General features: G+C 65.4%; 21 protein-coding genes. 11 read left to right on the top strand and 10 right to left on the bottom strand.

The window, feature by feature from the left end:
• Nucleotides 1–8 precede the first annotated feature (8 nt).
• Together xth and F4U95_RS04455 are read left to right on the top strand one after the other, a co-directional pair.
• Nucleotides 9–785 carry an exodeoxyribonuclease III gene (xth, locus tag F4U95_RS04460; protein ID WP_150424715.1) on the top strand — a complete coding sequence of 259 codons (777 nt, stop codon included), beginning with the start codon at nucleotides 9–11 and terminating at the stop codon, nucleotides 783–785.
• 170 nt (nucleotides 786–955) lie between these two features.
• Nucleotides 956–1,486 (top strand): DUF2239 family protein, encoded by a 531-nt coding sequence (locus F4U95_RS04455; protein ID WP_150424714.1) that lies wholly within the window; start codon nucleotides 956–958, stop codon nucleotides 1,484–1,486.
• Between the two features lie 21 nt (nucleotides 1,487–1,507).
• On the opposite strand, the gene F4U95_RS04450 is transcribed toward F4U95_RS04455, so the two are convergent.
• Entirely contained in the window at nucleotides 1,508–2,398 is an 891-nt protein-coding gene (locus F4U95_RS04450; protein WP_120249403.1) for a LysR family transcriptional regulator, read from the bottom strand.
• Between the two features lie 91 nt (nucleotides 2,399–2,489).
• Between F4U95_RS04450 and F4U95_RS04445 the strand changes: the two genes are divergently transcribed.
• The 7 genes from F4U95_RS04445 (at nucleotide 2,490) to F4U95_RS04415 (ending at nucleotide 9,534) form a co-directional block, all read left to right on the top strand.
• Nucleotides 2,490–3,200, top strand: a complete 711-nt coding sequence (locus tag F4U95_RS04445; RefSeq protein WP_150424713.1) for a CoA transferase subunit A — start codon at nucleotides 2,490–2,492, stop codon at nucleotides 3,198–3,200.
• Nucleotides 3,200–4,072, top strand: coding sequence for an HAD family acid phosphatase (locus tag F4U95_RS04440; RefSeq protein WP_150424712.1), 873 nt, complete (start codon nucleotides 3,200–3,202; stop codon nucleotides 4,070–4,072). Before F4U95_RS04445 ends, F4U95_RS04440 begins: the two co-directional genes overlap by 1 nt.
• Before the next feature lies 1 nt (nucleotide 4,073).
• Complete coding sequence (locus tag F4U95_RS04435) at nucleotides 4,074–4,709, top strand: CoA transferase subunit B (RefSeq protein WP_150424711.1); 636 nt, start codon at nucleotides 4,074–4,076, stop codon at nucleotides 4,707–4,709.
• A gap of 9 nt (nucleotides 4,710–4,718) precedes the next feature.
• A complete protein-coding gene (locus F4U95_RS04430; RefSeq protein WP_150424710.1) occupies nucleotides 4,719–5,159 on the top strand; it encodes an HIT family protein in 441 nt (146 codons plus the stop codon).
• 49 nt (nucleotides 5,160–5,208) lie between these two features.
• On the top strand, nucleotides 5,209–6,504 hold the full coding sequence (locus F4U95_RS04425; RefSeq protein WP_150424709.1) for a glycosyltransferase family 4 protein: 1,296 nt from the start codon (nucleotides 5,209–5,211) through the stop codon (nucleotides 6,502–6,504).
• Between the two features lie 137 nt (nucleotides 6,505–6,641).
• Nucleotides 6,642–8,279, top strand: a complete 1,638-nt coding sequence (locus F4U95_RS04420) for a capsular polysaccharide export protein, LipB/KpsS family (RefSeq protein WP_150424708.1) — start codon at nucleotides 6,642–6,644, stop codon at nucleotides 8,277–8,279.
• Nucleotides 8,272–9,534 carry a capsule biosynthesis protein gene (locus F4U95_RS04415; protein WP_150424707.1) on the top strand — a complete coding sequence of 421 codons (1,263 nt, stop codon included), beginning with the start codon at nucleotides 8,272–8,274 and terminating at the stop codon, nucleotides 9,532–9,534. The genes F4U95_RS04420 and F4U95_RS04415 overlap by 8 nt, the downstream gene beginning before the upstream one ends.
• 105 nt (nucleotides 9,535–9,639) lie before the next feature.
• On the opposite strand, the gene F4U95_RS04410 is transcribed toward F4U95_RS04415, so the two are convergent.
• The 3 genes from F4U95_RS04410 to modA are packed head-to-tail and all read right to left on the bottom strand — an operon-like array spanning nucleotide 9,640 to nucleotide 11,730.
• Complete coding sequence (locus F4U95_RS04410) at nucleotides 9,640–10,260, bottom strand: ATP-binding cassette domain-containing protein (RefSeq protein ID WP_150424706.1); 621 nt, start codon at nucleotides 10,258–10,260, stop codon at nucleotides 9,640–9,642.
• Complete coding sequence (modB, locus tag F4U95_RS04405) at nucleotides 10,250–10,963, bottom strand: molybdate ABC transporter permease subunit (RefSeq protein WP_246171486.1); 714 nt, start codon at nucleotides 10,961–10,963, stop codon at nucleotides 10,250–10,252. Before modB ends, F4U95_RS04410 begins: the two co-directional genes overlap by 11 nt.
• A complete protein-coding gene (gene modA, locus F4U95_RS04400; protein WP_150424705.1) occupies nucleotides 10,960–11,730 on the bottom strand; it encodes a molybdate ABC transporter substrate-binding protein in 771 nt (256 codons plus the stop codon). The genes modB and modA overlap by 4 nt, the downstream gene beginning before the upstream one ends.
• Nucleotides 11,731–11,822: 92 nt before the next feature.
• On the opposite strand from modA, the gene F4U95_RS04395 reads away from it, so the two are divergent.
• Complete coding sequence (locus F4U95_RS04395; RefSeq protein ID WP_150424704.1) at nucleotides 11,823–13,478, top strand: molybdopterin oxidoreductase family protein; 1,656 nt, start codon at nucleotides 11,823–11,825, stop codon at nucleotides 13,476–13,478.
• Here the strand turns inward: F4U95_RS04395 and F4U95_RS04390 are convergent.
• On the bottom strand, nucleotides 13,475–14,647 hold the full coding sequence (locus F4U95_RS04390) for a glycosyltransferase (RefSeq protein ID WP_150424703.1): 1,173 nt from the start codon (nucleotides 14,645–14,647) through the stop codon (nucleotides 13,475–13,477). The genes F4U95_RS04395 and F4U95_RS04390 overlap by 4 nt on opposite strands.
• A gap of 60 nt (nucleotides 14,648–14,707) precedes the next feature.
• Nucleotides 14,708–15,271: a helix-turn-helix domain-containing protein gene (locus F4U95_RS04385; RefSeq protein WP_120249412.1), complete on the bottom strand. Its 564-nt coding sequence runs from the start codon at nucleotides 15,269–15,271 to the stop codon at nucleotides 14,708–14,710.
• Between the two features lie 99 nt (nucleotides 15,272–15,370).
• Between F4U95_RS04385 and F4U95_RS04380 the strand changes: the two genes are divergently transcribed.
• Entirely contained in the window at nucleotides 15,371–15,823 is a 453-nt protein-coding gene (locus F4U95_RS04380; protein ID WP_150424702.1) for a DUF6456 domain-containing protein, read from the top strand.
• Here F4U95_RS04380 and F4U95_RS04375 read toward each other — a convergent pair whose 3' ends face one another.
• The 4 genes from F4U95_RS04375 to F4U95_RS04360 are packed head-to-tail and all read right to left on the bottom strand — an operon-like array spanning nucleotide 15,824 to nucleotide 18,340.
• Nucleotides 15,824–16,366 carry an NUDIX hydrolase gene (locus F4U95_RS04375; protein WP_150424701.1) on the bottom strand — a complete coding sequence of 181 codons (543 nt, stop codon included), beginning with the start codon at nucleotides 16,364–16,366 and terminating at the stop codon, nucleotides 15,824–15,826.
• Nucleotides 16,363–17,040: a TPM domain-containing protein gene (locus F4U95_RS04370; protein ID WP_150424700.1), complete on the bottom strand. Its 678-nt coding sequence runs from the start codon at nucleotides 17,038–17,040 to the stop codon at nucleotides 16,363–16,365. The genes F4U95_RS04375 and F4U95_RS04370 overlap by 4 nt, the downstream gene beginning before the upstream one ends.
• Entirely contained in the window at nucleotides 17,040–17,855 is an 816-nt protein-coding gene (locus F4U95_RS04365) for a TPM domain-containing protein (RefSeq protein WP_150424699.1), read from the bottom strand. The genes F4U95_RS04370 and F4U95_RS04365 overlap by 1 nt, the downstream gene beginning before the upstream one ends.
• The gene (locus F4U95_RS04360; protein WP_150443116.1) at nucleotides 17,852–18,340 is read right to left on the bottom strand and encodes a TPM domain-containing protein; all 489 of its coding nucleotides are present in this window, start codon (nucleotides 18,338–18,340) and stop codon (nucleotides 17,852–17,854) included. Before F4U95_RS04360 ends, F4U95_RS04365 begins: the two co-directional genes overlap by 4 nt.

Raw genomic sequence — 18,340 nt, 5'->3', positions numbered from 1 at the left:
GTCAGCCCATGCGCATCGCCACCTTCAACATCAACGGCATCAAGGCGCGCCTGCCGCGCCTGCTGGAATGGCTGGACGAAACGCGGCCCGACATCGCCTGCCTTCAGGAAATCAAGACCAGCGACGAAACCTTCCCGGTCAAGGATATCGAAGACGCCGGCTATGGCGTGATCTGGCACGGGCAGAAGGGATTCAACGGCGTCGCCATCCTCGCGCGCGGCGAAAGCCCCGTCGAGATACGTCGGGGCCTGGAAGGCGAGCCGGAGGACGAGCATAGCCGCTATCTGGAGGCGGATGTGAAGGGCGTGCGCGTCGCCAGCATCTATTTGCCCAACGGCAATCCGCAGCCCGGCCCGAAATTCGATTATAAGCTCCGCTGGATGAAGCGCCTGCGGGACCGCGCCGCAGAAATCTGGGCGGAGGAAGTGCCCGCGATCCTGGCGGGCGACTATAATGTCATCCCGCGCGACATCGACACCTTCTCGGTCAAGGCGATGCAGGACGACGCGCTGATGCAGCCCGAAAGCCGGGAGGCCTATCGCCGCCTGCTGAATGATGGTTGGACCGACGCGATCCTCAGCCGGCATCCCAATGGCGGGGTGTGGACCTTCTGGGATTATCAAGCGAACAGCTGGCCGCGCGACGCGGGCTTCCGCATCGACCATCTGCTGCTCAGCCCCGCCGCCGCCGATCGCCTGATCGACGCGCAGGTCGACAAGGCCTTTCGCGGCCGGGAAAAGGCCAGCGACCACGCGCCGACCTGGGTGGAATTGCGCGGCATCTGAACGCCGGTCGGCCACCCAACCCCCGTTCGCCCTGAGCCTGTCGAAGGGTGCGCGCAACGCCCTTCGACAGGCTCAGGGCGAACGGATGTAGTGCGGGTCCAATTATTACCCGGATCATATTGACTCAATAATGCCCGGATAATAATATCCGTGCCGAAGGGAGATTCGGCATGGATCGGACATTGACGGCCTTTGCGGGCGATTTGTGGATCGCGACCGGCGACGAAGGCGAAGTGCGCGCGGCGTTGCGGGCCATGGGCGACGACGCCCAGAATATCCTGCTGTTCGACGACGCGACCGGGCGGCAGGTGGATATCGACCTGCGCGGCCCGGCGGTCGAAGAAGCGCGCGGTAGGGGACGGCCGAAGCTGGGCGTCCAGCCGCGCGAGGTGACGTTGCTGCCGCGCCATTGGGAATGGCTGGCTACCCAGCCGGGCGGCGCATCGGCCACCATCCGCCGTCTTGTAGAGGATGCGCGCAAGGCCAGCGCGCTCATGCCCGACCCGCGCGCGGCGATGGACGCGGCCTATCATTTCATGACCGCCATGGCCGGCGACCGCCCCGGCTACGAAGCCGCCATTCGCGCGCTTTTCGCCAAGGAGGCTGCGCCATTCACCGCGCTGTCGGAGGGCTGGCCATCGGGCATTCGCGACCATGCGCGCGCGCTGGCGGCGCCGGCCTTTGGGGACGCGGCGCAATGATCGATAGTGCGACCGAAACGGTCAGGCGGCGGTGTCTCCTCGCAAATTGAGGTGGCTCGCTCGCGCGAAAATGGCCAATATCAAGGGATCGGCTTCGGCAGCGCGAACGGCGGCGTGGAAATCCACCGGCGGCATGGCCGGCGCACCCGGCACCGGGATCAGCCGACCGTCGGCCACCTGATGCCGGACCATCGGTTCGGGGAAGATGCCGATACCGCCGCCCTCCAGCACGATGTCGATCATCGTGCGGACATTGTTGCAGAGGTTGAGCGGGCAGTCGGCCAGCGCCGAGGCGGCGATCGCTTCCTTCATGATGCGGTAGAGCGGCGAGAGGTTGGACAGCGACCAGATCGGTGTCTGGGTCGCGTCCATCGTGGCAACCGTCGATGGGCGCGCCAGCCAGAGCAGGTCGATGCTGCCGATCGGGGCGGTGCGCAGCATCGGATGGGCGATCCGCCCGGCGGCAAAGGCGATGTCGGCATGGCCGGACGCCAACTGCTGGATCAGATCGACCGTCAGCGCGATATCGACCTCCAAGCTGACCTGCGGCAGGTCGCGGCCCAATTGCGCGACGAAGCCGGGCAGGCAACTGGCCGCCGCAATTTCCCCCGCGCCGATGCGCACGATGCCGGTCGCGCCGGATATGTCGCTGCATCCCATCAATACGCCCTGGAATCGCGCCCAGAGCGGTTCGCTTTCGCGCACCAGTTCGCGGCCGGCGGGGGTCAATGCCATGGCGCGTCCCTCCCGCCGGAACAGGGCGGTGCCCAGATGGCTTTCCAGTTCGCGCACGCGTGCCGATATGGCCGGCTGGGTCGTGTTCAGCCGCGTCGCCGCTGCCGCGAAGGTGCCAAGGCGCGCGATCCAGAGCAGGGTTTCGAGATGGTAGAAGGCGATGCGATTGATAGGCATTGATTATGCTTATCGGAAAAAACAAATCATTGGTATTGATTGGTTGCGCTGCCTAGAGTTGCAGCGAAATTGCGAAAAAGGACGGGTGTCGATGGTCAAGAAGCTCTATCCCGATGCGGCGGCTGCGCTGGAGGGACTTCTCTTCGACGGGATGCAGATTTGTGCGGGCGGCTTTGGCCTGTGCGGTATTCCCGAGCGGCTGATCGATGCGATCCGCGATTCGGGCGTGAAGGATTTGACCATCGCCAGCAACAATGCCGGCATCGATGGCGAGGGCCTGGGCAAGCTGCTGCGCACGCGGCAGGTGAAGAAGATGATCTCCTCCTATGTCGGTGAGAATAAGGAGTTCGAGCGGCAGTTTCTGGCTGGCGAACTGGAAGTGGAATTTTGTCCGCAGGGCACGCTGGCCGAGCGCTGCCGTGCCGGTGGGGCTGGCATCCCCGGCTTCTATACCAAGACCGGCGTCGGCACGCAGGTGGCCGAGGGCAAGGAAGTGAAGACTTTCGACGGGCAGGATTATATCCTGGAACGCGGCATCTTCGCCGACATCGCGATCGTCAAGGGATGGAAGGCGGACGAGAGCGGCAACCTGATCTTCCGCAAGACCGCGCGCAATTTCAATGCACCGATGGCGACCGCCGCGAAGATCTGCATCGCGGAAGTCGAGGAAGTGGTGCCGACCGGTACGCTTGATCCCGACGCGATCCACCTGCCCGGCATCTATGTGAAGCGGATGATCGTCGGCGCGCCCTACGACAAGAAGATCGAATTCCGGACCGTGCGGACGCGGGAAGCGGCGTGATGTCCATGAAGATGCGTGCGGTCGCTTCGCTGTTGCTGGCGCCGCTTGCGGCCTGTGCCACCACGCAGACGGCATCCGTGCCGGCACCGTCCTCCAATCCGCCTGCCGGGATGCAATATCTTTACGGATCGGGCGAGGGGGCTGCGATTTCGGTGCAGGCCTGGCATGCGCTGCTGGGCTATGTGGCAGGCAAGGTGAAGGCACGGCCGGCCGACAGCGTGGTGCTGGCGGAGGGGGCGACGCTGGATGCGCCGAAGTTCGCACCGTGCGGGGACAAGCCCTTCGCCGCCGTGTTCGACGTGGACGAGACGGTGATGCTGAACACCGGCTATGAATATCATGGCGCCAAGGTCGGGCAGGGGTTCGACGCAGCCAGCTGGGACAAGTGGGAAAAGACCGGCGAAGGCGCGGTCGGGCCGGTGCCGGGCGCCGATCATGTGCTGGCGGCGCTGCGCAATCTGGGCGTGACGGTGATCTTCAACACCAACCGGTCGGCCGCCAATGCCGATGCGACCGCGCGCGCGATCAAGGCGGCGGGCTTGGGCGAGGCGGTGCATGGCAAGACGCTGTTCCTTCAGGGCGACGACAATACAGGCGGCATGAAGGATGCGCGGCGCTGGCGCATTTCCGACAGCTATTGCGTCATCGCTTTGGGCGGGGACCAGCTGGGCGATTTTTCCGACCTGTTCAACGCCGGCCAGTCTGTGGCCGATCGCCGCGCCGCGACCATGCGTCTGCCGATCGCAGGCCTGTGGGGCGGCGGCTGGTTCGTGATGCCCAATCCCGTTTATGGCAGCGGCCTGAAGGGCGGGTTCGACGACGTGTTTCCGATGGACAAGAGGTGGGCGCCGCCCGCCGGTGGAGAGCAATAAGATGCCCTGGACTCGTGACGAGATGGCCGCGCGCGCGGCGAAGGAATTGCAGGACGGTTTCTACGTCAATCTGGGCATCGGTATCCCGACGCTGGTGGCGAACCATATCCCCGCCGGCGTGGAAGTGACGCTCCAGTCGGAAAACGGCATGCTGGGCATCGGGCCTTTTCCCTATGAGGGGGAGGAGGATGCGGACCTGATCAATGCGGGCAAGCAGACGATCAGCGAATTGCCGCAATCGGCCTATTTCAGTTCTGCCGACAGTTTTGCGATGATCCGCGGCGGGCATATCGACCTCACCGTGCTGGGCGCGATGGAGGTCGCGGAAAATGGCGACATCGCCAACTGGATGATCCCCGGCAAGATGATCAAGGGCATGGGCGGCGCGATGGATCTGGTCGCAGGCGTCAAGAAGATCATCGTGGTGATGGAACATACGTCGAAAAATGGCGACGCGAAGTTCATCCCGGAATGCACGCTGCCGCTGACCGGCAAGAATGTCGTCGACATGATCGTGACGGATTTGTGCGTTTTCCAACGTCCTGACCATGATAGCCCGTTCAAGCTGGTTGAACTGGCGCCGGGCGTGACGGCGGATGAAGTCGCTGCTAAGACGACCGCCCATTATATCAGTTAAGGGCAATCCATGAGCCTCGACGGCACGTATGACGACGCAAACATCTTCGCTCTGATTCTTCAGGGCAAGATTCCGTCGACGAAGCTCTATGAGGACGACACGACCTTCGCCTTCCTCGACATCATGCCGCAGACGAAGGGGCATGCCCTGGTCATTTCCAAATGGTCCAAGGCGCGCAACCTGCTGGAGATCGAGGAGGATGCGCTGGCCCAGGTGATGGCGACCACGAAAAAGGTCGCCGCCGCCATTCGCAAGGCGTTGAACCCCGACGGTATCCAGATCGCGCAGTTTAACGGCGCGCCGGCGGGTCAGACGATCTTCCACCTGCATGTCCATATCCTGCCGCGCTGGGAGGGCGATCCGAAGGGCTTTGCCGCCCATGGTGCCGGCGGGGAGGCAGATCCGGCGCAATTGCAGGCGTTGGCCGACGAGATTCGCGCGCAACTCTGATGTCCATCCCTCCTGCCGGTCGGCTTTCATGCCCGCGAGGCGCACGCTGATGACGTTGCGCCCCTTCAACGCGCCCGGTGCGCGCCTGGCGCTGCGGTCCAAGCGCGCCAGCCAGCTATTTCAGGGAATGCGTGGCGAAAGCGAGGTGATCCTCGACATTTCGCGGCTCTTGTCGCGTTCCTTCCACCCGTCGCCCACCGGCATCGATCGCGTCGAATATGTCTATGCGCGCGAATTGCTGGAGCGGATGCCCGACCGGCTGTCCTTTGCGGCGGTCCATCCGGCAGGCGGCTATTATGGGCGGCTGGACAAGGCGGCGGTGCGTCAGTTCCTCGCCTTCACCACGGCCAAATGGCGCAATGCCGGTGTGGTGCCGGCTGGCGAGGGCAAGGCGGCGGTCATCCGCCACATGTTCGCCACGCGACCGCGGCCCGTACCGCGCGCGCGCGCGCCGCGCGTCTACCTTCAGGTGTCGCCGCACCATCTGGACGATCATGCGCAGGTCGGCGCGATATTGCGGGCGGAGGGTGCGAAGTTCATCACCTTGGTCCATGACGTGATCCCGCTCAGCCATCCCGAATTTGCCCGGCCGCAAGGGGCGGAGGAGCATCTGCGCCGGGTGCGCACGATCGACAGTTTCGCCAGCGGCATCATCGGCAACAGCCAGGCGACGATCGACGCGCTGGAACCGCATATGCAGCATGGTCTGGATGGGCGCGCGGTGCGGGTCGCGCATTTTGGTGCCGATGCGCCCGATATTTTCGGTGCCAAGGACGAGGATGTGCCGGATCGGCCCTATTTCGTCTATATTTCGACGATCGAGCCGCGCAAGAATCATCTGCTGCTGCTCAATATCTGGCGGCGGCTGGTCGAACGGCTGGGCGATGCGGCGCCGGTGCTGGTGCTGATCGGCCGACGCGGCTGGGAAAATGAGAATGTGATCGACATATTGGAGCGGGCCGAAGCGCTGCGCGGCCATGTGATCGAGGCGGGCGAGGTGTCCGACAATCGCATGCATGCGCTGGTCGCCCATGCCCGTGCGATGTTGATGCCGTCCTTCGCGGAAGGATTCGGCATGCCGGTGGTGGAGGCGCTGGCGGCCGGCGTCCCGGTGATATGCAGCGATATCGTCGCCCATCGCGAGGTCGGCGGAGATGGGCCCGATTATCTCGATCCGCTGGACGGGTTAGGCTGGATGCGCGCGATCGAGGCCTATAGCCAGCCGGACGCGCCGGAGCGCGCGGCGCAGATCGCGCGGCTGGTCGATTGGCGTGCGCCGACCTGGCGCGATTATTTCGACATCATCACCGACCTGATCGAAGAAGTAACAGCCTCTGTTCCTTGACCTTGCCGGACGGCAATCGCATGGTCGGACGAGCTAATGAAGGACAGGGGCATGGCCCGCATCGGGGCATCATCAAAGGACGCAAAAAGCGCATCGTCGCGCGCCGCGTGGATCATGCGCAAGCACATCCTTTCTTGATGACGACCATTGCGTTCCTGCGATCGCCGCCCTTTGCCGGCATTGCCGCCGCGACGGCGGCCGTCAGCGCGCCGGCGGTCGGCGAAGGCGATGGCGCGTCGATATCGGACGACATGCTGGTACTGCTGGCGCAGGCCCGTGTGGGGGGCGATTATTGGGGGCATCGGCCGCAAGGGCTGCGCCTGGTCGTGCGCGATGGGGTGCCGGTCGATGGATCGCATCTGGAAGGGCTGTTGCCGGAGCAGATCGGGATCGTGCCGGGGCCGGCGCGCGCATCGAGTGCGGTAGCGGGCCGGCGCCTGCCCGACGGGTGCGATCCGTGGGCGCTGGTGGCGCAGGCGGGTTCCGTCCATGCGGCAGCGGATGACGAGCTGGCTCTGGTCGCAGGCTTGCTGGAGGTGCCGGTGATCGGTCCCGACGGTCTGCGGGTCGATCCGGCCATGCTGCGCAGCATGTTGCGGACAAGGTTGGCGGCGGCCAGCTATCGCGACTGTTTTACCGAGGCGGCCGTGGATATCGTGACCGTCATCACGCAGTTGGCCGACTGGCGGCGCCATCTGGATGGCAATCGCGGGATCGCGGCGGCCAGCGGCATGGCCTTCTGGAAGCGGGAGGCGATCGGCCATTTCCTGTGGGATGGACTGCGCGCGCCGCCTTTCCTGTCGGCAGAGCGCGGCTTGCGCCGGGCGCAGCGGGAGGGCGGAGCATTGGCGGTATGGCCTTCGCGCGTGCCGCCGGGCACGTCGCAGGCCGCCGCCGCCATGGGTGTTTCGATCGCGCAGGTCGAGGACGGTTTCCTGCGCTCGCGCGGGCTGGGTGCCGCGCTGCATCCGCCCGGGTCGGTCGTGGTGGATCGCAGCGGTATCTATTATGATGGGCGCAGGGCCAATGATCTGGAAACCCTGCTGGCGACCCATGATTTCCCCTCGGCTCTGGTCGAGCGGGCAGGGCGATTGCGCGAACGCATATGTTCGGCGGGCGTCACCAAATATGGGCCGGAAGCGGGGCAGATGATCGGCCTGCCACCCGGACGGCGCACGGTGCTGGCGGTCGGGCAGGTGGAGGATGACCTGTCCGTCCGGTATGGCGGTGCGGGTGTCGCGGGCAATCTGGATTTCCTGGCGCGGGTCCGCCGGGCCGAACCGGACGCCTGGATCGTCTACCGACCCCATCCCGACGTGCAGGCCGGCCATCGCAAGGGGCATCTGCCCGATGCGACCGTGCTGGCGCATGCCGACGCCATCGATACCGGCGCGCCGCTGATGGAGCTGGTGCAGACGGTGGACGAGGTGCATGTCCTGTCGTCGCTGACCGGGTTCGAGGCGCTGATGCGCGGCCGGTCCGTCACGGTCCATGGCATGCCCTTTTACGCCGGCTGGGGCCTGACTCGCGATCTGGCCAAATCAACTGGTCGCCGCGGCCGTCAACTCGGCGTGGATCAGCTTGTGGCGGCCGCCCTCATTCTCTATCCTCGCTATATTGATCCGGTTACGCGGTTGCCGTGCGGCCCGGAAGTGATGGTGGACCGCATGGCAAATGGATCGACGCCGCCGATGACATGGCTTATTCGGCTGCGGGTGCTACAGGGGAAGTTGCGTCGTTTTATGACTTTGTTCGCCGAGTTGTTGCATGGCTGAAGCGTCCGCAAAGACATTCCTGTTCCTGCAAGGGCCACATGGCCCCTATTTTTCGATGCTTGCAGACGCGTTGCGCGAGCGCGGGCATCGGGCTTTGCGGATCAACATCAATGGCGGCGACAAGGTCGACTGGCCGGGCGAAGCCACAGACTATCGCGGTACATTTCGCAACTGGCCGCTCTTCTTCGACGATTTCATCGTCAATCATGGCGTCACGGATCTTATTCTCTACGGCGATTGCCGCCCCTATCATACGTCCGCGCATGGCATGGCGCGCCTGCGCGATCTGCGCGTCCATGTGGTCGAGGAAGGCTATATCCGGCCGGACTTCATGACGTTGCAGGATGACGGGGTGAACGGCAATTCCACCCTGCCGCTCGACCCCAAATGGTATCTAGAGGAGGCCAGCGCCCTTCCGGCGCAGGAGGAAGTCCTGCCGCAGATTCCGTCGACCTTCCGCGCGCGTGCGCGCAACACGATGCGCAACGGCCTGGCCGCCGCGTTGATGCGGCCCATCTTCCCCTTTTACAACACGCACAGGCCGCACAGCTTCCTGATGGAATCCGCTGCCTGGTGCTGGAAGCTGATCATGCGCAAAAGCCATGAGCGGCGGTCGCGGGCGGAATGGGAGAAGATCAAGGATCAGCCCTATTTCACGCTGCCGCTTCAGCTGAATTCCGACTATCAGATCCGCATCCACTCGCCGTTCGGCAATATGCGGGCGGCGTTGCGGTTCGTCATCAAGAGTTTCGCCCAGCATGCGCCGGACCATGTATCGCTGGTCGTCAAGCGGCACCCGCTGGATGCAGGGCTGGTCGGATGGGACAGGCTCACGCGCCGGCTCGCCCATCATTATGGCGTTGCGGATCGGGTCATCTATCTGGCCGACTGGGACATTGCCGATGTGGTGGGCAAGTCGCTCGGCGTCGTCACGGTCAACAGCACGGTCGGCACGCTGGCCCTCAATGTCGGCAAGCCGGTGATGGTGTTGGGCCATGCGGTCTACAAGGTGCCGGGCGTCGCCTATACGGGCAGCCTGGACGATTTCTGGCAACGCCCCAAGGCACCGGATTTGCAGCTTTACGCCGCGTTTCGGCGCGTGCTGATCGAGCGCTGCCTGGTGCGGGGTGGCCTGCTAAGCGATGAAGGCCTGCACATGCTGGTCGGCAATTCCGTCGCGCGCCTGCTGGCCCATCGGCGATCGAAAGCGCCGGACATGCTGACGGAGCGGCGCCCCAGATTGGTCGGCAGCTAGGGCCTGGAGCATGATCCGATTGGATTGGATCGAATCATGCGACAAGAGTCTTTTGTTTTCCGCATTTTGCGAGCCGTCAGCTGTGCCAGCTGACTTCAAAATGCTCTAATCATCCCCGGCCATGGTCACGATCATGGCCGACAGCCGTTCCGCTTCGCCGATATCGTGGGTGACGTAGAGGATGGGGATGGGGGCGCGCATGCGGATCTGGTCGATCGCATCGAGAATGTCGCTCTTGCGGTGGCGATCGAGCGAGGAGAGCGGTTCGTCGAGCAGCAGGAAGCGGGGGCCGGACAGGAGCGCCCGGCCGATCGCCACGCGCTGCGCCTCGCCGCCGGAAAGATTGCGTGGCCAGCGGTGGAGCAGATGGCCGATCCCCAGAAAGTCCAGCACATCGTCCATGTCGACCGATATGCCGGTGCGCCGACCGTAGAGCAGGTTGGCCTGCACCCGCATATGCGGGAAGAGGCGGCGATCCTGGAAGACATAGCCGGCATGTCGCCCTGCGGCAGGCATGTCGATTTTTGCGTCGCTATCGAACAGGGTCTGGCCGTCCACGGCGATATGGCCGCGGTCCGGCCTTATGATGCCGGCCACCATGTCGAGGATGCTGGTCTTGCCGACGCCCGATGGGCCAACCAGCGCGACCAGCGGGCGATCGGTACGGACGGTGAGCGCGATCCTGCGCCCGCCGACTGTCCGGCTGACGTCGATGTCAAACGACATGGCGACCCCCATGCGCAATCCGGCGCACCATGATTTCCGACAGCATCAGCGCGCCGAGCGACAGCATCGTCGAAAGGATGGCGAAGCGAGTGACCATCGCTTCCCCGTCCGGCATCTGCATCGCGGCGTAGATGGCGATCGGCAGCGTGCGGGTTTCGCCCGGCACGTCCGATACGAAGGTGATGGTCGCGCCGAATTCACCCAGCGAGCGGGCGAAGCCAAGGATGATGGCGGCCAGGACGCCGGGCAGGGCGAGTGGCAGCGAAATGGTGAAGAATATCCGTAGCCGCGATGCACCCAGCGTGGCGGCGGCGCTTTCCAGCCTTGTGTCGATCGCCTCGATAGACAGGCGGATGGCCCGGACCATGAGCGGAACGGCCATGATGGCGGCGGCCAGCGCTGCACCCGTCCAGCGGAACAGCAGGGTGATGCCGAAAACGTCCGACAGCCATCGGCCGATCGGCCCGTTCATGCCGAACAGCAGCAGCAGCAGCCATCCGGTCACGACCGGTGGCAGCACCAGCGGCAGATGGACCAGCGCATCGACCAGCAATTTGCCGGGAAAGCGCCAGCGGGCCAGCATCCAGGCGATGCAGAAGCAGACCGGCAGGATCGCGGCGACCGCGACCAGGCTGACCTTCAGCGAGAGGGCCAATATGCTCCATTCTTCAGGAGACAGGGCGGCGCAGATGTCGCTGCTCAAGGCGCGCTGAAACCATAGCGTGCCAGCACGGCGCGTCCCTTGGGCGAGAGCAGGAAGGTCCGGAACGCGTCCGCATCGGCATGGCGACTGGTCCGCAGACGGGCGACGGGATAGCGGATCGGCGGGTGCGTCCAGGCCGGGAAGATGCCCGCAATCCGGACCTTGCGGGACGCACGGGCATCGGTCGCATAGACGATGCCGAGCCGCGCTTCGCCCCGTTCGACGAGGGCGAGTGCGGCGCGGACATTTTCCGCGCGCACCACCTTGGGCGATACCGCGGTCCACACGCCCAATTTGGTCAGCGCGGCCTTGCCATATTTGCCGGCGGGCACGCTGTCGGGATCGGCCATGGCCAGCCGGGACGAGCCGAGCGCACGGGCGATCGGCATGCCGCGCCCCATCTTCACCTGCACCGGCTGACGGATCGGCGTGACCAATACCAGCTGGTTGCCGGCGATGTCCGCGCGGGTCCGGGGCTGGATCAGGCCGCCTTTCTCGACGACGTCCATCCAGTCTTCATCGGCCGAAATGAACAGGTCGGCCGGTGCCCCCGCGCGGATCTGTCGCGCCAGCGCGGACGAGCCGGCGAAGGAGAGGACGGGTTGGGCATGGCCCTGCCGCGCCCATTCGACGGCGGCGACGGCCAGCACATCCTGCAGGCTGGCGGCCGCAAGTATCACCGGGCCGCGATCGTTCGCGGCGCTGGACGGATTGGCCGACAGCAAAAGGAGCAATGCGCAAAAGGCGCGAAGGAAAGGGGGCTTCATCCGGCCTTTTTGCGCTGCATTGCCGGGCAACTCAACCGGGAACGGCCGGCGCGACCTTTTTCCCGCGATCCCGATCGGCTAGAGGATCGGCGATGATCGCGACCAAGACGTTATGCGGCCGATGTGCCATGGGGTGCGGCGTACGCGCCATGGCCGATCCACAGGATGGAGACGATCGGCGCGTCTTTCTGGAAGGCGATCGGATTCATCCCGCCAATATGGGTTGGCTTTGCCCGGCGGGTGAAGCGCTGGTGTTCGAAGCGGGGCTGGAAGGGCGTCTGCTGCACGCTCGGCTGGGCGCGCGGCGCGTTTCGCGCGATCGGGCGATCGCGCAGGCGGCCAGGCGCCTGACCGACATCGTCGCGCGCCATGGCCCCGGCAGCGTCGCGCTGCATGTGGCGGGCGACCTGACGACCGAGGATTATTTCGTCGCCAACAAGCTGATGAAGGGCTTTATCGGCTCGGCCAATATCGACGTGCCATGGGCGGAGGCCGGCGCGCAGGCGCATCGGGCGGCCTTCGGCGAAGATGTCATGCCCACCAGCGTGGAGGATATCGAGCAGGCAGAACTCATCCTGGTGATCGGCGCGCAGACGCTCCAACGGCATCCGCTGCTCAACGAGCGAGTGAGGCTGGCGCGTGAGGAGCAGGGCGCCTTGCTGGTTGTGATAGATCCCGATCCGGCGTCGGCCGATGGGGATGCCGACCTTCACCTGACGCCGGCGCCGGGGACGGTGGACAGGCTGCTGGGCGGGTTATTGCTCCATTGCCATGACGCAAACCTTATCGACCTGCCGTTCCTGAGCGAGAAAGTGGCGCTGCCGCATGGCTATTGGGACGATCTTCGGCCGGGGCATGATCTTTGGTCGGTGACGCGCGCGACCGGTTTGCCGGCTGCGCGGATCCGTGAGCTGAAGGACATGATCGCCGGCGCCGGGCGGATGGTGACGATCTTTGATCCCGATGGGGGGGAGGGGGCTGATCGTACCGCCGCTGCCATCCTTGCGCTGCATCTGGCGACGGGGCGGATCGGACGACCGGGTGTCGGGCCGTTCGCCCTGCCCCGCGCGCCCAATGCCATGGGCGCGCGGGAGGCCGGATGCGGCGCCACGACATTGGCCGCGCACCATGATTTCGGGGCGGATGGGCATGGATCGGTTGCACGTTTCTGGGCCGCGCCGAAACTGGTGACGGCGCCGGGCCTTTCGGGCGCGGCGCTGCTTGATGCGATCCGGGACGGGCGGATCAAGGCGCTGATCATGTTGGGGGGCGTGCCGCCCGTCTGGTTCGATGCGTCGCCCGCCGGCCGGCCCTTCACCCTGTTCGTCGGTGACAGGCTGGACCCGTCAATGGCCGATCGGATCGATATCGCCCTGCCCATGGCGGCGATGCTGGAGCGGGACGGGACGCTGACCAGCGCGGACCGGTTGATAGGTCGGCAGCGCCCTGTCTTCCCGCTGCCGGGGGAAGCGCGGCCGGGCTGGTGGATCGTCACGCAGATCGCGCGCGCCATGGGATGGCATGAGGCCTTCCATTATGAGCGGCCGGCGGAAATCTATCGCGAACATGCCCGGCTGTCCGCCTATCATGATGATGGGCGGCGCGTATTCACCCTGCGCCGCCATGCCCCGGTGTCCAATCCCGCCTATCAGGAATTGACGCCCTGGCGATGGGGTGAGCTGCCGTTCGATGAAGGGCGGTTCCCCACGGACGATGGCAAGGCGCGGCTGGTCCGCTTCTGGGATTAATTCTGGCCGGCGATCGCCTCAAGATGGGCGAGCAGCGTGTCGCCATTGGCGGTCCAGGTGAAGCGCAGCGCGGATTCCCGCACGGCGGATCGGGCGGGCGGATTGTCCAGTATCGCACGGACGGCCTGCGCGATCGCATCGGGATCGCGCTCCACGATCCGGCCGGCGTCCGGCCGGTCGAGCAGCTCGCGCGCGCCGCCGACATCGGTGATGACGATCGGCGTACCGCAGGCGAGCGATTCCACCCAGGCATTGGCCAGCCCTTCCGATTCGGAAGGGAGCGCCATCACATCGGCGGCGGTATAGATGCGCGGCAATTTATGATGCGGTACCGATCCCAGGAAGCCGACGCGCCGTTCGACGCCCAGTTCCTGCGCCAGATTTTCCAGCGTGCGGCGGAAGGCGCCTTGCCCCGCCAGCAGCAACGTCACATCAGGCAATTGCGGCAGCGCGCGGACCAGCAGATCCTGCCCCTTGCGCGGGATCAGCGCCCCGACGCAGAGCATGACCGGGCCGCTGAAATCCAGTGCGGCCTTGGCTGCGTCGCGATCGCCCCCTTCGAACGTGTCGAGATCGACGCCGGTATAATGGACCCGGATCTTGTCCATATCGATGCCCATGCGGCCCATCGATCGGCGCATGGCTTCGGATACGGCGAGCAGGCCGGAAGCCCCCTCGGCCGCTTGCAGCACCAGCTTGCGCGTGCTGCGCTGCGTACCCCAATAATGGATGTCGGCGCCGCGCGCCTTGACCGAATAGGGGATGCCGAGCGCTTTCGACAGGCGCTGGGCCACGGGGCCGTCGGGGAAGAAGAAGCTGGCGTCGATCACGTCGAACGGCTTTTCCGCGTGCAGCCGGCGGACCAGTGGCAGGATGGCGCGAGTCATGGCGCCGACATTGGTGGCGCCGCCGAATTTGGGGATGATCGGGAAAGTCGGGCGGTAGACTGTGAGCTCGCGCCAGCGTTCCTTGCGCGGTAGCGCGCGCAGCGGGGCGTAGCGGCTGGCCAGCGATAGCGGCCATGGCGGCAGCCCGACCGGCGCGAGTACGGTAACGTCTGCTTCGGGCCGGCTGGCCAGTTCGCGCGCCTGCCGTTCCACAAACACGCCGAAATTGGGCCGGCTGATGTCGGGAAAGAGGGTCGATAGCATGAGAATGTTGAGCGCCATGGCCTCTCTCTTCGCAACATAGTCTTTAGAAGATGGTTAAGCAGCCCCGCGCCGACTTGGCTAGAGGCGTCGGACGAGTTGCACCGCCACAGCGGCCCATGGCGGGTCGGTGATGACCGTTTGGCGGGCACCGGCGCCGAAGGGGAGGAGTTGCAACCGGTCGCCTTCCCGGCCGATGAGCCGCCCGAACAGGAAGCGGCCGGCGGGGCGGGGGACGAGCAGATCGCGGTTGAGCGCGCCGGCAAATTCCTCTGGCGCGATCCGCTTGCACCAGATGGCGTCGCCGCTGCGATAGTCGCCGATGCTGGCGTTGACATGGACGCCGACCATGCCGTCCGATGCGACGGGCGGGGGGAAGGCGAGCGGGCGGGTGGGCGCGCGCGCGCCGTCGGGGCCGAGCAGGGCGGCGACCGGCACGGCGGCCTGCCCCGGCAAAGCGACCAGTTCGGCGGTCGTCACGCCCAGCGCCAGCGCGATGCGATTGAGCCATTTGACCGATACGGTACGGGTGCCGGTTTCCAGTCGCCCGATCGTCTGCGCCGTGGTAGGCGGATCGCACAGTGCGCCGACCTGCTCCAGCGTCAGCCCCTTCGCCTTGCGAACTTCGCGGATGCGCGTGATCATGCCATGTCCTGAAATAAGAACCTATTTGGTTTTCTCTTTCCTACAGATTATCCCACATGGCAAGTGTCTGCGCTGCATATAGTCAGCGGAGAGACGCTTATGGCCGCCACCCATGTCGAACAAATGATCGAAGATCCCGATGGGCGGACGCAGTCGGTCATGGTGCATATCGGCGAATCGCCGATCGCCTGGCTGCATGCGCGCGGGCATTTGAGCGAACGGCATTATGTGGCGGGCGATCTGCTGCGCCGGGATTGGGAGAAGGCTGGGCTGCGCGCGCGGGTCACGATGCGCTGGGACGGAGCGCCGCGCGGCGGGCGTATGGCGGGGCAGCCAAGCGATCCGACATTGGCGCAACTGGCGGCGCGGGATCGGTTCGACGGGGCGATCAAAGCGGCCGGGCCGGGGCTGGCCGACATATTGTGGCGGGTGGCCTGCGCGGGCGAAGGGCTGGTCGCGGCGGAAAAGGCTTTGGGTTGGCCAAGCCGGGCGGGAAAGCTGGTGCTGACGCTGGCGCTGGATCGGGTGGCGACCTGGTATCGGGTGGCCTGATCAGGCCAGCATGCCGGCGCCCAGCAGCAGGAGCAGCTTCACGTCCATCGCATAGCCCTGCGCGCGCCAGTCGGCGATCTGTTCGTGCAGCGTTGCGAGGGGGACGCGATGGACCACTATATCCTCGCCCTCCACGCCGCCGCCTTTGCCGGTCTTCACCAGATCATGGGCGCGGAAGAGGGTGAAGCTTTCCGACACCATGCCGGGCGAGCTGAAATATTGACCGAGCGATTCGAGACGGCCGGGCAGGAAGCCGGTTTCCTCCTCCAGTTCGCGCGCGGCGGCGATGCTGGCGTCTTCGCCCTCTTCCTCATCGCCGACCAGCCCGGCGGGCAGTTCGATGCAGCGCCGGCCGAGCGGTACGCGATATTGATCGACCAGCAGGACGTGGCGACCATCCTCCGCCTCGTCGATCGCCAGGATGACGGCGGCGTGAATGCCGCGCGCCCGGCCGACATATTCCCATTTGCCACGCCGCTTGGCGGTGATGAAGCGGCCGGCCCACATCACTTCTTCGGGGGCAGTCCGGTCCGGGTCGGTCATAATTCGATCAGCCTGTCGGGAAGTTCGTTGATGTCATCGTCGGCGCGGGGGAAATGCGCGGCCAGCACCAGGCCGACCTGCCGCACGGCCGCCGCAAGCCCTTCGCCCGCGCGACCGTCGCGGATGGCGTCGATCAGCGCGGCCATCGCATCGCCCCATGCCTCCGCCGCGACCTTTTCGTTGATGGCGCGGTCGGCGACGATTTCGGCGCGATGTTCGTCGAGCGAGAGATAGATGAGGACGCCGGTGCGCCCGCGCGTGCGCGCTTCGGCAGCGGTGCGGAACAGCAATATGGCGCGGCGCCGGACCCGGCGCGCCTTGGTCGCACGCGGCGTCATCAGCATGCGCAGCGGCATGATCGCCAGCAGATAGCGCACGAGGAGGAATTTGAGGATGAGGAGGCCCAGCAGCCCCATCAGCAATTTCCAGTCGGCCAGTTCATGCTCCCAGTCGAGCAGCAGCATGGACAGGAAGGCGCGCAGATGCGCCGGGAAGGCGGCCATCAGGGCAAGGGCGATGAACACGACCGCCGCCGCCCAGCTGAGACCGACATCATGATAATTGTCGGACCGCCGCGCGACGATGGTGACGATCTCGCCGGAGGTATGGGCTTCTGCCTCTCCAACGGCGCTTGAGACGAGGTCATGGTCGGCTTTCGACAGATGAAGCTGCATCACCAATCCCCCGATGCGCCGCCGCCGCCGAAGCTGCCGCCGCCCGAAAAGCCGCCACCGCTATCGCCGCCGCCCCAGCTGGAACCGCCGCCGCCAGAACCCCAACCGGAAGAACCACCCCAGTCGGAACCCGCGCCCGGTCCCCAGATGATGATCGGCCCGCTGCCGCCGCCACGGCGATAGCGTGTGCCGCCCTTGGCGCGCGACAGGAGCGGGAGGGCCACGAAGAAGACGATGAACAATATGATCCAGAAGGCGATGATGCCGCCGCCGCCATCATCCTGCTTGCGGGTGGCCGCCTCTGCCGCCGCCACGCGCGCCTTGGCCTGGTCGGGGGGCAGGGCGAGCAGCGTGGTGATTTCGTCCACGCCGGCATTGATGCCACCAACCATGTCCCCCGCCTTGAACCGCGGGCTGATGGCGTTGCGGATGATCTGGGATGTGACGGCGTCGGTCAGCACGCCTTCCAGCCCATAGCCGACCTCTATCCGGATCTTGCGTTCGGCAGGGGCGATGATCAGCAGCGCGCCATTGCTGTCCTTGTCGCCGATCTTCCAATCTCGCCCCAACCGATAGCCATAATCGGATATGTCATAGCCCTGAAGGTCGGGGATGGTCGCCACGACCAGCGACCGGCCGCTCGCCTGCTTCTGCGCGATCAGCTTGGCGCTGAGCGCCTGTTCCTGCGCGGGGTCGAGCAGGTTCGCGGCATCGACCACGCCCTTGTCGTCGAATGTGGGGAAGCTCTGCGCCCAGGCCGACGGCGCGCAGGCCAGCAGCGCGAGCATCAGGAGCAGGGCGCGCATTAATTTCATGCGGCTTTCCGCTGCGCTGGGCGCTGTTTGGCTATCGCTGAAATGATGGCATCGGTTCCTGTCAGGATTCCGCCCGGCATGTCGCCTGTACGAAAATGTGGCACTATAGAGCGCTGGATAATCTCATCGCAAAGCGCGTTGGTCATCCCGGCCTCTAGGCCGTAGCCGACTTCAATTCGAACTTTGCGTTCGACCGGCGCGACCAGCAGGACAAGGCCATCGTTGCGTGCCTTGCTGCCGACGCCCCAAGCATTGGCCAAATCCAGACCATAGGCTTTGATCGTCCGTCCTCCCAGAGAAGGCGTGGTTGCAATGACCATCTGCACGCCCGTTTCCCTTTCCAACCGCAGGAGGCGGGCGGTCAGTTGGCTCTCCAGTCCATCGTCGATCAAATTGGCTTGATCGACCACCCGTCCGGTCAGTTCCATCGCGGCCTTCGGTGCTTGTGCATCGGCGCCGCAGCCGCCAAGCAGCATTAGACCCAT

Origin of the sequence: Sphingobium limneticum (assembly GCF_008710165.1) — a bacterium.
GTDB lineage: Bacteria > Pseudomonadota > Alphaproteobacteria > Sphingomonadales > Sphingomonadaceae > Sphingobium > Sphingobium limneticum.
This window is presented reverse-complemented; position numbering and strand designations above follow the sequence as displayed.